At 42.2% G+C, this 12,830-nt stretch carries 9 protein-coding genes; 5 read left to right on the forward strand and 4 right to left on the reverse strand.

Annotated features, from left to right (window positions below; genetic code table 11):
• Positions 1-312: 312 nt before the first annotated feature.
• Positions 313-2,664, forward strand: coding sequence for an ABC transporter permease (locus E0F88_RS14620; protein WP_131959017.1), 2,352 nt, complete (start codon positions 313-315; stop codon positions 2,662-2,664).
• A 98-nt stretch (positions 2,665-2,762) separates the two neighbouring features.
• Here E0F88_RS14620 and E0F88_RS14625 read toward each other — a convergent pair whose 3' ends face one another.
• A complete protein-coding gene (locus E0F88_RS14625) occupies positions 2,763-2,984 on the reverse strand; it encodes a hypothetical protein (protein ID WP_131959018.1) in 222 nt (73 codons plus the stop codon).
• Positions 2,985-3,201: 217 nt separating this feature from the next.
• Here E0F88_RS14625 and E0F88_RS14630 point away from each other — a divergent pair, with 217 nt between their 5' ends.
• A complete protein-coding gene (locus tag E0F88_RS14630; protein ID WP_131959019.1) occupies positions 3,202-3,582 on the forward strand; it encodes a nuclear transport factor 2 family protein in 381 nt (126 codons plus the stop codon).
• Positions 3,583-3,614: 32 nt separating this feature from the next.
• Positions 3,615-4,250, forward strand: coding sequence for a YceI family protein (locus E0F88_RS14635; protein WP_131959020.1), 636 nt, complete (start codon positions 3,615-3,617; stop codon positions 4,248-4,250).
• A gap of 19 nt (positions 4,251-4,269) precedes the next feature.
• Here E0F88_RS14635 and E0F88_RS14640 read toward each other — a convergent pair whose 3' ends face one another.
• From E0F88_RS14640 to E0F88_RS14650, 3 genes are all read right to left on the reverse strand, one after another.
• Positions 4,270-5,373, reverse strand: a complete 1,104-nt coding sequence (locus tag E0F88_RS14640; RefSeq protein ID WP_131959021.1) for a DNA alkylation repair protein — start codon at positions 5,371-5,373, stop codon at positions 4,270-4,272.
• A 257-nt stretch (positions 5,374-5,630) separates the two neighbouring features.
• Positions 5,631-6,239 carry a 2,3-bisphosphoglycerate-dependent phosphoglycerate mutase gene (locus E0F88_RS14645; RefSeq protein WP_131959022.1) on the reverse strand — a complete coding sequence of 203 codons (609 nt, stop codon included), beginning with the start codon at positions 6,237-6,239 and terminating at the stop codon, positions 5,631-5,633.
• A gap of 251 nt (positions 6,240-6,490) precedes the next feature.
• Positions 6,491-10,300, reverse strand: a complete 3,810-nt coding sequence (locus E0F88_RS14650) for a polysaccharide lyase family 8 super-sandwich domain-containing protein (RefSeq protein ID WP_131959023.1) — start codon at positions 10,298-10,300, stop codon at positions 6,491-6,493.
• Between the two features lie 493 nt (positions 10,301-10,793).
• Between E0F88_RS14650 and E0F88_RS14655 the strand changes: the two genes are divergently transcribed.
• Positions 10,794-11,390 carry an RNA polymerase sigma factor gene (locus E0F88_RS14655; protein WP_131959024.1) on the forward strand — a complete coding sequence of 199 codons (597 nt, stop codon included), beginning with the start codon at positions 10,794-10,796 and terminating at the stop codon, positions 11,388-11,390.
• A 264-nt stretch (positions 11,391-11,654) separates the two neighbouring features.
• Positions 11,655-12,824: a FecR family protein gene (locus E0F88_RS14660; protein WP_131959025.1), complete on the forward strand. Its 1,170-nt coding sequence runs from the start codon at positions 11,655-11,657 to the stop codon at positions 12,822-12,824.
• Positions 12,825-12,830: the final 6 nt, after the last annotated feature.

Genomic DNA, 12,830 nt, shown 5'->3' on the forward strand with positions numbered 1-12,830 from the left:
GATTTTTTTGGAAAGTATTCAAAATTTACGCTTATAATTTTTGGAATCAATTCGATTTATTTCTACAAAGGTAAAATAATGGATACCGTTTGAGAAGTGCGCTTTTATAGTATAATTTAAGCCAGCCCGGTCAGAAAAGGAAAATGACGAATTACTGCCAGTCCAGGTTATCATTTGTTTAAAATTGAACAGGCTCTGTCCGATATCGTACAATGATTTTTCAAGGAAAATGCTATTACGGCGGCTGAGTGTGCATTTTAATTTTGGTACAAAAATTGGGGATATGGTGGCTGTATCTGAACCTTCTGCTACATGATAAAAAGCTACCTTAAAATCGCTTTACGAAACCTGTGGAAAAACAAGCTCTTTTCCCTGATAAATGTTTTTGGACTTGCATCCGGACTAATGGTTTGTCTGCTCGCAATTGCGCATATCAAAGGGGCATATGATTACGACAATTTTCACCCTTACGGAGATCGAATCTTCCGTGTTTTTACAGATGTGAAGGGTAAGGATAATAGCTGGATGGCGTTTGCGACCGCTCCTGCTGCACTGTCCGCAAGTCTGAAACAGGATTATAGTTTTATTGAGAGCTCCACCCGTCTAAAACGAACTTATGGCGAGGTGTCCGCTAACAATAAACGTCTGGAAGTGCTTTCGTTCGCTGCGGACACGAGTTTTTATCAAATATTTGGATATCCGCTGTCGTCGGGGCGAACAGCTGCTGAGCCTGGAACGGCTGTAATTACACAGGAAACAGCGGAAAAGTTTTTTGGGAAAGTGAGTCCGATTGGAAAAGTGATTCATCAGTACGGCAACGATCCTGCCGTGGTAACAGGTATTTTTGCCAAAACCACTAAACAATCCCACTTAAAATTTGATATTTTATTTTCGCTTAATGATGATAAAATGAGTTATGATAAGGGTTGGGAAGATTATGGAAAGTTTTATACCTATGTTCTTCTCAAGCCCGGCACCAGGGAGGTCCAGCTGGAAAAAATTCTGCCGGGAATTGCGGGAAGAGCCACAAAATCGCTAAAACAGACAATGGCAAAAGCGTATGGATTTCGGATTCAGGCGCTTAACCATATTTCACCGTCGCGGGAAGAATTAGCAGGTTCGACCTACGAGCCGCCGATGACGGGTTTGATGGTAGAGATGATAGTGGGGCTGGTAACGTTGCTGATGGCTGCATTTAATTACATCAACCTCACACTTGCGCGATCCATGAGCAGAGCCCGCGAAGTTGGTATCCGGAAAACATCAGGTGCTTTGCGCTGGCAGCTACTGGGACAATTCATGGCCGAATCGGTCGTGCTTTCCCTGTTTTCACTTTCTCTTGCCTGGCTGATGCTGGAACTGGTGAAACCCATGGCATTTGTGCAGCAGTGGCTTATTAGCGGTGTGGTATGGGACTGGCAATTATGGGCCATTTTTGTAGCGTTTAGTGTAGTTGCGGGGCTGCTCGCAGGTATTGTGCCCGCGAGGGTTTTGTCCGGATTGCAGCCTGCTGAAGTTTTGAGAAGCCATTCAGGAATTAAAGTGCTGCGCGGAATATCCTTAAAAAACACATTGATTGTTGTCCAGTTCTCCATTTCGCTTATCGCCATGATTGCGCTCGTGACGATGATGCGGCAGCATCACTATATGGCCACGGCCGACTATGGCTTTCGCAGCCGTGACATTTTAAATATACCACTGAATGGCCTGCCATATGACCGGTTGGCTAATGAAGTTAACAAAATTGCCGGCGTGGAGGGCGTTTCAGGAACTTCTGAACTGTTTGGATCTTATGGTAATTCTCAAAGTGTCAAGTGGCAGGCCAAAGGAGCAGATTCTGCCTTTACATTCAACTTTTTTGTTGCTAATGATTTTGTAAAAACCATGAATTTAAACCTTGCTGCGGGTGAGGATGTGCAGGAAAGAGACCGTGAAACTGGCCGGATGGTTTTGATTAATGAAGAAGCGGTAAAAAAATTCAGACTTGGTACCAACAGGGATGCGGTCGGGAAAAGTTTGTGGCTGAATGACAGCACCGAAGTGCAGATCGCAGGCGTTGTGAAAGACTTCAGGTTTACTAGTTTTAGTACCGCTATCAAGCCGCTGATATTAACTACGCGTATTCCGGATCTCAGTTTTCTGAGTGTTGCAGTTACTCCTAACACATCAGAAAGTGTTTTAAAAGAAGTAAAACAAATCTGGAAAAGATTAAAACCTTACGAGCCTTTCGATGGGCAATGGTATGCGGACTATTTGTACAATCGTCATTCGCATGCGGAAGACATGAGTTTCATGGCTCTGCTGATAGGCTTATCTTTCTCAATTGCCTGTCTCGGACTGTTGGGAATGGTTACCTACAATACCCAGACACGCATCAAAGAAGTTGGAATCCGAAAGGTAATGGGTGCAGAGGTAAAACAGATTATCTGGTTACTTTCTCAGGATTTTGTGCTGCTGCTTAGTATCGCAGGCGGAATTGCATTGCCTCTGGGTTATCTGGCCGGTTATGCGTTCCTGTTCAATTTTGCATATCATGTTTCCATTGGATTTGAAACCCTGGGATTGTGTTTTGCGGTACTTCTGATTTTAGGAGCGTTAATTATCATTACCCGGACTTACAAAGCGGCTATCGATAATCCCGTTAAGTCGCTGGGAAGTGAGTAGTTATTAAGAATTAAGAATTAAGAATTAAGAACTCAACATTTTGAATGATAGAATGACGGGGGGGGCTTCATTCTATCATTCAAAATTCTTCCGTTGCCTCAAAGTATAAATTTTGTCAGATCAATATCGTGGTCTTTTATTTGTTCCCATCTAACAATTTCATCTACCGGGAAAACGAATTTGGTTTCCATGGGCATTTCAACTTCTGAAAGCTCTACATAACCTTTTGATTCCCTTTTGTAAATGCCTCTTCTTGTTATTCCCTGCATGTCTGTGAAGAACACGTGGGTTTCGTCAGGTGGGTAAATTGGATTTTTCATGTCAGTTCGAATTGGTTTATTTTGAATCACTAAAAATCCCGTTCCTAAAACGCCGGTTTATCGCTTCTATTTTTTATTTATTGCTTATTTACAGTCTGTTGTATCCGGCTGCGACCTGGTTTATAGTTTTTGAAACAATATTGATAACCTCCGGAGGCTGCTTTTACTGAATTTTGCATCATTAAAATTCAGGGTAAGAGAAACTCGTCAATCAGTTATGCCATATCAGCACGAAATCGCAGCAGTCGAGGAACGTTTAATGCAGGCCGTTAAGCACGGTGATCAGCGTGCCCTGGAGGACATGCTTAGTGATAAATTACTTTTTATAGACAAAAACGGTCAGATCACAACCTGTTCAACGGATCTGGAAACATATCGTTCGGGAGAACTTATGATCAGGCATACAGACATTCATGATAAACAGATAAATCTAACCGGAAATACAGCAATGGTGATGGTTATTGAACGGATAAGAGGCAGGTACCGGGGAAAACCTTTTGAAGGAAGATATCTGTACATGCGTGTCTGGAAGAGAAAAAAGAACTGCTGGAAAATCGCTGCTGCTTCCTGTTCAGCAATGCCGGTTATTGAATTTTAAAAGGCCGGAAATTAGTATTACAACCCTGATTAATGAAAATAAATCGTCTCATGAAAAATGCTGTGATCATTATTTTGGCAGCCCTTCTTACCTGCGGCTGTAACTCAAAATCCACGGAACATTATCGTGTTGATCGAAGTAAATCGGTGGTTGAATGGAAAGGATATCTAAAAAACGGAGATTTTAATTCCGGAACAATTTCTGTGAAAAGCGATAGTATGATCGTTAAGGATGGCAAAGTCGTGGCGGGTTCGTTTAGCATGCCGCTGTCCTCCATGGTGAATAAAAATCTGCCAAATGATGCATTGAAAAAACAGATCGTCCATCACCTGCAAAGCGCAGATTTTTTTAACATGGCGATGTATCCGGCAGTACAATTTACTATGACCGGTATCGTCAGTTATTCCGGCCGGAATCCGGAAGCAGTGGCCGGTGCTCAGCATCTGATAAGCGGAGACCTTGCTATATTGGGAGAAAAACATTCGATATCGTTTCCTGCCAAAATAATATTGGATGAAGAAAAAATCTCTGTCGAAGGGAAAGTTTCCATTGATCGAACAAGATGGTCAATGACCTATGCCAGTGATGAATCGTCCCCGGACGGGCTCTATATTAAGCCTTTCATTGATTTACATTTGAAGTTGTTTGGCAGGAAAATTCAGGATTGATTTTGAAACTGTATGTCTATTATCCTTCCAATACCTCAAAAGTGTTTTTACCTTTTTCCTCTCCATTTACAATTACGGACAACTCATGCTGGCCGATATAAAATACCTTGGTCGTAATGATCCGGAAAGACTGTTTTCTGTGAATCTTGATTGTTTCGCCCGGCAGATAAGTTTTTTCACTGATTTTGAAAACTTTTCTGGCAAGATGTCCTTTTGCTTTTCGGTAATAGATGCCATATTCGAGGCGGACGGTTTGTGGGGTTTCACCCTGGTTTTCCAGGTTAAAAGTAAATCCCAGGCTATCACCAATTTTCACTTCAGGTGTAAGTATGGTAAGATCGGCGACAGCGATCTGTTCGCTTACTAATCCGTAATGTTTTAATATTTCAGTATGACCCTGTTTTAACAACGTCCGGCTGCCATGTTTGATGATGGCATCCGTTTCCCTGCTGATCCCTTTCCAGCGTTCAGCAAGAGCAATTACGATATCAGGATGATCCTTTGCGATGTCGTTGATGTTGTTAGCAACACTTCTTCTTACGAATTCAGAAGGATCTGCTTTCAGGTTTTCCAGCAAGGGAATTAATGGTTTCGGATCTTTTTTAAGTGCCGGGATTGCCATCGCCCAGGGAAGTCTCGGTCTGCTTCCCTCGCAGGCAAACCGCCTCACCTTGTGATTTTTATGTTTGGACCAGACGACCATCTGATCAATCATGCGATTCCCATATTTGATGATAAACGGCCTGACAGCAAATTCGCAGCTGATAAACCGGGTAACGATTTCAAGAGCTTTTACCGAAGTTTCAAAATCATCCAGTCCGTAGCTTTCGATGTAATCGGCAAGAAAGACGAATGCAAGGCCATCTTCTCCAAAATTGTCCGCCCGCAGCTGATCAATAATTTTTTCGATGATATTGATTGCCTGCGGATAGTTTTCAGGAAGGAAAGTGTAAAAAACACGGGTCGTATGTTTCATTCGTTCTTTCCATTCCAAAGTCTTAAACTCATCCGTAAATATTTTTTCAATGAAGTTCTTTTTGTCAAAGGAAGGAATAACGACTGCCATGGTGTTGGCAAACCTGTCGTAGAAGGACGGAGAATAAATGTCTTTAATTAAGCTCATTTGAAATTGATTTCCGGAAAAGTAAGAAATAGCCAGAATATTTCAAGTAGAGAAAGGGAGTAAAAGCGCCGATTCCGCAGAGTAATTTATATTCGTGTAAAATTCGTCCACATCCGTGGCAAATACATATAAACTAACCAGAAAAACAAGCTACAATAAAACGCATAAAGAAACCAAAAGGATAAGTTTACCCTTTTGGCAGCAAAATAACGGAGAAGTGTGAACGAAGCCGTTTTTCGAATTTTGAAAATAGAAAGCTAGCTGATGTAAGAAGCCTTTACGACTTTCATTCCGGAATCAAATTCGTACAATCTTGGGATCCCTGTTTTCAGGTTTGTATCCGAAATCTTTACTTCGCTGATTTTTTCAATGTGCATCATCAGAGCCCGAAGACTGTTTCCGTGTGCAACGATAAGAACATTTTTACCCGCGCGCAGCTTAGGCTCAATTTCCTTGTCGTAATAGGCTACAACCCGGTTATAAGTATCTTTCAGACTTTCACCGTGTGGAGGTGTTGTATCATAACCTCTCCGCCAGGAAAGTACCTGGGCAGATCCGTATTTCTTGATCATGTCCATTTTATTCTTGCCCTGTAAGTCGCCATAACTTCTTTCGTTAAAAGCAGCTGTTTTGGTAACGGGCAACAACACTTTATCGATTTCTTTCAAAACGATGTTAAGTGTGTGAACAGCTCTTACAAGAACAGATGTAAAAGCTTCATCAAACGAATATTTTCTGAGAAGTTTGCCTGCATTTGCGGCTTCCATTTCGCCTGCTACGGAAAGTTCAATATCTGTACTTCCTGTAAAGCGGTTTTCTAAATTCCATTCAGACTGACCGTGCCTGATAATGATCAAATTTGACATTAAAGGGCGCGGGATTGAGGTTTGTATTTCAATTTATCGGGATATTATTTTTTCAATTTAACTAAAATAGTTGGTGAATCAAAGAATTGTATAACTTGTCGGTGTCAGTGGCCTGCGGTTATTTTCGTTTTTTATGCACCCGCAGGATTTGAAGCCGTATTCCGGAAATAATATTAAGATAAAGTCAGCCGGAAAAGAGTTAATTATTCTTTCCCGGCTGACTTTTTGATTTAACTTAAAACTAATAATTCTTACTTTGCGATAGCGAACCGGAAAATCTGTGGTTGTCGTGTTCCCTGCAGAATTCTAACAAAATAAATTCCGGGAGTTTGCTCGTGTAAATCAAAATCGACGCGGGAAATGTCTGAGATTTTGTTTTCAAATAAAGTCTTGCCGGCTTTATTAATAATCTGTATCACAGCTGGTTCTGTGATTCTGCCAGGTAAAAATACCGATAGATTTTCTGTTGTCGGGTTTGGCCCGATCGTAATTGATGGCTCAACACCCTGTAATCGAACTTGGATAACGGATGAAACTGTGGTTGTACCGTCCAGGTCTATTTGTTTCAATCTATAATAAAGCTGGTTCGTAAAGCTGACGCCCGTATCCGTGTAATTATATTTGCTGATTATAGTCGTTGAATTGTTACCACGCACTTTCCCGATGGTTTGAAAGTTACGGGCGTCTTCACTTCGCTGTATTTCAAAGGAAGCATTATTTTCCTCTGAAGCCGTTTCCCAGGTTAGGTATACTGCCAGGTTTTCTGTACCCGCTTTAAAGCTGATGAGATCAACCGGTAAAGCGGAAGGCTGGGAAGGAGTGTATTCATAAATTATTTTTGGCCGGAGAGCGTCAGTTGCAAAATTTCTTGAACGGAAAGAACTGTAAACATCCGTTGTTGCGGTTACTTTTAAAGTTAAAATACTGTCGGACGCAATACCTTGCAGGGCGGAAGTAATATCAAAATAAACGTAGCCAGCGGCAGGCTGGGAAGCTGCGGAGCCCAACTGTGTGCCCGATGCTGGCCGGTTGTTCCAGTTAATGCCTGTTTCTGCCCAAGCTTCGCTGCCCGAAGAATAATTGTTTGCGGTCTTGTATACCTGCCAGCCGGTTGTGATTGCGCTCTCGATCGCATAGAGGCGCAGTTTTGCGTTGCCCACCGTGCGACGAAGGCCGTGTAAATCAAATTTTAAAAATATTTCCTGAACATCCCCGGTTTTATTTCTTGCTACAAGATAACCCTGGGTACCGTAATTAGTGGTCGCAGTATTACTTCTTGCATAAGAATCTGCTGTTGTTAGTATCGAATCTTTTTTGGCGCCTTCCTGCGGTGACAGGTGCCGGTAAACGATTAACTGCGGCCGGTAATCTGCATTTGTATTTTCACGGGAACTGAAAGATGCGTCTGTTTTGCTGATCACGGCCACATCAGTAGTTGTAGGTTCGGAAGCAACGCGGATTGAAATGATTTTATCTGCACTCAGTTTTGCCAGAACCGCAGCGGTAATATTTAGTTTAACAAAAGAATTTGCAGTAGTTCCTATCCGCTCACCAAGTTTCGTTGCCGCGGCAGGTTTGCTATTCCATGTCAGTCCCGTTTCTGTCCAGGTGTTGTCGTCTGCCAGATAATAGACCCATTTTGTGTTGGTTACAGAAGTATTGGCATTATTCACCCGCAACTGGATAACGGCACTGTCAATCGCTGTTGGCAAAGCACTCAGATCAAATTTGATAAACGCTTCCCGGTCATATCCTGCCGATTCCTTTTTTACGGTAAGCACCGTTTCAGTACCATAGTTTGTTGTTCCGTAAACGGCAGTTGCTCCCGTTCCGCCGCTGCGTACGAAGGCGTCAGCCACACTTTCAAGTTTGAGAAGCGGTTCAACCGGTTCGTTGTAAGTTTCGCTTCCGGTTGAAATACTTCCTGATACTGTACTACCTGCCATAGCGGAAAGCGGCATGGTGAAATTAACCCCTTTCATTTCCGTAAATTGTGCAGTTTTTAATCCTATATAAATCTGGGCGGCACTTTGTGACGGGTCGGCAAGATGCAGTGATACCTGGTCTTGTCCCAAATTTTTTAACATCAGTACGCATGGTTTGTTCGCTTTCACGGTAACATCGCCATTTGTAAACTCTCCGGCTGTGTAAAATACGATCTGCCAGATTCCCAGTGTATTGTGACGTACAGCCTGAACGGCAGATGTATTTGACAAAATACTGACCGATGTTGTATCGTAATTCTGCATTTCGGACACAGATGTTTTGCCGGGTGTGACAATGTAGGCATAAGAAGCATTTGCAGGCGTGGTTCCATGTTTAAACCAGACCTTAAAAACGTCAGTAGCAACCGCGCTCTCAGAACCTGTTGTATTAATGGCTGACCAGCTGCCTGTCTGCGCCTGGTTGCTCAGAGAAAGGTTACCTCCGTTTGGAAAGAAATAGCCAACATCACCCTGATGCGCCCACTTTAAATTTCCGGAGTAATCACGTAATCCTTTGGAAAGGACACTGGTGTTTCCTGCTGCATCGGCTACAGTAACATCCGTTTTTAAAAGACATTGATTTACAGTTGTGTTAATTGCCTGGGCAGCAGAAGAATTAATTCCTGCACCGAGACAAACGATTTCATCATCAAAAAAGAACCAGGATTTTTTTGCCGTCGTGCCATAATCGTTCATCGCGTAAGCGCTGGCTCCGTAGGTACCGTCTGAAACACCACCGGTAAACTGAACGGTGCCAAAATTTACACCCCACGCAGTTCGAACAGGGTAGGTGGTTATTTCCGGGACGGTTGTGCCCGGTATTTTATTCCATTCCCAAACCGGGAAAATGTTGTAATACTCATCTCCTTTCACTGCGATGTAATTTGCACCTTCGGTGAGGTAGTAACCTTTGATATTCTCACCATTTCCCATTTCGGATTTGGCATTCCTGGAAGAAACACTTCTCAGACCAAACATATATTTTGACCGGTGGTGAATGCTGTAATCTGTTCGCCAGTAATGAATGTGTTCAGCCGAGACGTTATAGGATGGGAGCTGAACACCCTGCATACGCTGGATACTGTTGTCGTATTCGGTTGCATAGGAGGCAAGATCGAAGCCTTTTACTTTTTGTATCAGAGCCACATCAGCCTTACCTGCATTCGCACGGCTCACACCCCGGCCAAAAAGATTGTAGTCGGCATAAGCACCGCGGGAAGGTTTAATAAATCCATTTCTGACAAACGCCGAAAAAATGGCGAGTTTGTCGCTGGGAAAAGCGTATTCCGTTCCAGCTACATAAACTGCTATGTTGCTGATACCGGATACATATTCGCGTCCATAGCCATAGACATAAAGCTGGGGACCGTGAGCGGTATAAGAGTTGTCGTTTTGAATGCCTTCACCGGTAGTGACAACAATGGATGCAGTTACCGCCGTGATAGTTTGGTTGAGTAAACTTTGGTTTTCTGTAAGGCAGGCCCTCATCAGATAATGCTGGGCAACGTCGGTCAGGTTAGAGCCGTCTTTAGCGGGCGAGCTGGTAATGGCAGTGCCTTTGTTCATCCAGGCAAGCATTTGGTTTTCCAGTTCCGTTGAAATTCCAACCGGGGCTTTTCTCAGACATATCAAAGTATTACCAATATCTTTTGGTGCGCTGATAGAAAGGTAAAACCAGTTGGTGCTGGTTGGGGCAGGACTGAGCGAAAGCCAGTAAAACATCACCGTTTCGATCTTCGTCTTTAAATTATTTTGACCATAATATGTGCTTGAAGCATTGGAATATGCCTTAGCCAGGATTCCCATTCTTGTCAGGTGATTTCCCGGCGCCCAATCGGTCTGGCTTGTGGAGGAGTAATCGATGTCGGGCCAGGAACCGTTTTGAGATAAAGAACTTAATAAAGTTGTGACCTGCGCATCCAGCGAGGTAACCGAGCCGGCCTGGATATTAGCAAAGATCCGGTCGCGAATGATTGTAAAGTCGTTGCTTCCCTGGCCATTTGCTTTAGTTGTAAAAAGGAAAATAGGAATTAAGGCCAGTAACAGAAAAAAGGTGTTGCGTTTAGGAATAGTCATGATGTACAGCTTAAGATTTTAAACCAAATTTTTAAAACAAAGCACAGAACCGCTTCCGGCAGATCCGTTTTTATTAAATATCCGTTAACCGGTACTTCTTGTGAGAACTAACCTGTAACCACTTTTGCTAAAATTTGTAGAATACGCCATTTGAATTTTGTCTGTTAAGTAATGGTTTGGAAAACAAGATTTGTTATTGACCAAAGGTCAGAAAAACGGTTTAACCCAGGGGGAGAAAATCCTGTTTTAATAGGCGGGTTTTTCGGTTTTAGATGGTATAAATTGGCGATCAAGTATAATATTTACCATTAATTATGACAAATGAAGAGTAGGATAGTCCTGAAATGGTATTTTTGTTATAATTGTTTTTATAATTCTGTTGGTATATGAAGTAGATTCATTTCATCTGTAACATACCGACATATCATAAAAACATAATGTTTAATCTTCAAAGGCGGGTTATAATAATTCCGGATTCTAGACAGAATGGTTAATGGGAGCAGGTGGTATTTCAGATCGGGAAAAGGAGATTATGCTGCGGCTTCGTTGCGGTGAGGAGCGTGCTTTTGAGGAATTATACCGAATTTACAGCGTACGTATCTACCGGAGCATTCTGAACATGGTCAAAGACAAAGAAGTAGCAAGTGAGCTTCTCCAGGATGTTTTTATAAAAGTCTGGGAAAAAAGAGAAGTCATTGATCCCGAAAACTCTTTCCGTTCCTATATGTTTACAATTGCCAGAAATATGGTCTATAATTATCTGAAAAGATCCTCTCTGGAAATGCAGATGACGGCCTATATGGCGGCTACAAAATCAGAATTTTACACACACGTCGAGGAAAATGTACTTCATCAGGAGATAGAAGACAGCCTCAATACAGCGATAGATATGCTGCCGCCTCAAAGGAAGAAAATATTTGTTCTATGCAAGATAGAAGGCAAAAGTTATGAAGAGGTGAGCAGGCTGCTGGGAATTTCAATGGCTACGATCAATGACCACATTGTTAAAGCAACCCATTTTCTTAAAAATCAACTGAAAGATATTTCGCAAACATACATGGTGCTTCTTTTTACCTTTCTTGATTTCTAAGAAGATTCCATCATTGCAACATAATAAATCTTCTTTTATACTGGCATTACAGATTTGACGTATAGTAGTTAAGGTTCGTTGTATTTTACAGTTTTGATCTGTTTTTTATATTTAAAAAAGGCCGGAACCGATCCTGCACTTTATTCCCCAGGATTCTTGGTACAAGAAGCAGCACAATTAAAATTTTTATAAAAAAAATACATTTCGGGCAGATGGACTCTCGCCGCTGACTGTATTATCCATAATACCCAATCAATATGGATTATGGACATCAAAGATTTACTAATTCGTTACCGGAATAATCAATGTACGGAGGAGGAAGCCAGGTGGCTGCTCGCCTACATTAAGTCGGGAAAGGATCGTGAGCTGATTGAAAAGTTTATTGACGAAAATCTGAATGATCCCTCTTCGGAAAAATCTTCCTTAGAAACGGAGATGATTCTCAATAACGCTTTTTTAAGCATTATTCGAAGGAAGGGACAGCAAACGAAGGAACATTCTATTTTTTCTTTATGGTCTTTCCGTTATGCAGCGGCTGTTTTGCTGGCTTTGGGGATCGGAACTCTGGCTTACCTGACGATCGTATGGCAGCCGGCGACGGAGCATGCCAGCCAAATTTCCGGCGATATTTCACCAACCGGTTTGCATGAAAGCGTCCTAATGCTGGAAGGTGAAAAAAAGATTTCTCTCAAACAGCTGAGCCTGGGTGAAACTGTTGGAACCGATGCTTTTAGAATACTTAAAAGTGCAAAGGGAGAACTGGAAATCACGGTTTTAGATAAAACAAAAATTAAAAGACAAGGTTACAATGCGCTGTTTGTGTCCAATGGAGATACTTATAAAATTCACTTGCCGGATGGAACTTCTGTTTTGCTAAATGCGGGGAGCAGTCTGAAGATTCCGGCTTTATTCAGTGAGTCTGCCCGAAGTGTGGAGCTGACAGGAGAAGGTTTTTTTGAGGTTACAAAAAATACAGCAAGCCCGTTCCGGATAAAAAGCAGAGGCATGGAGGTTACGGTTCTAGGTACTGTTTTTAATATCAATGCATATGCAGATGAACCTTCGATTAAAACGACTCTGGTTGAAGGATCGATTAAGCTGACTTCCGCTAAAAATAATATTCTCATCAAACCCGGTGAGCAGGCTCAATGTGATAATGAAGGTACGCTTACAACTTCAAAGGTTGACGTAAACGACGTTCTGGCCTGGAAAGAAGGTTCATTTCACTTTTCCGGCCGGAGTCTGGATGTTATACTCAGACAAATTTCAAGATGGTATAATGTAGAGATCGTTTACAAAAACGGTAAAGTACCGGACATAGGAATTGGTGGTAACATGCCCCGTTCGTCCCGCCTCGAAGAGGTCATCGATGTTTTAAAAGCAAGTGGTGTGAACATCAGCTTGAATAAAAATACCCTTTTTATTAAACCTTAACCTTAA

Origin of the sequence: Dyadobacter psychrotolerans (assembly GCF_004349265.1) — a bacterium.
GTDB classification, from domain to species: Bacteria; Bacteroidota; Bacteroidia; order Cytophagales; family Spirosomataceae; genus Dyadobacter; species Dyadobacter psychrotolerans.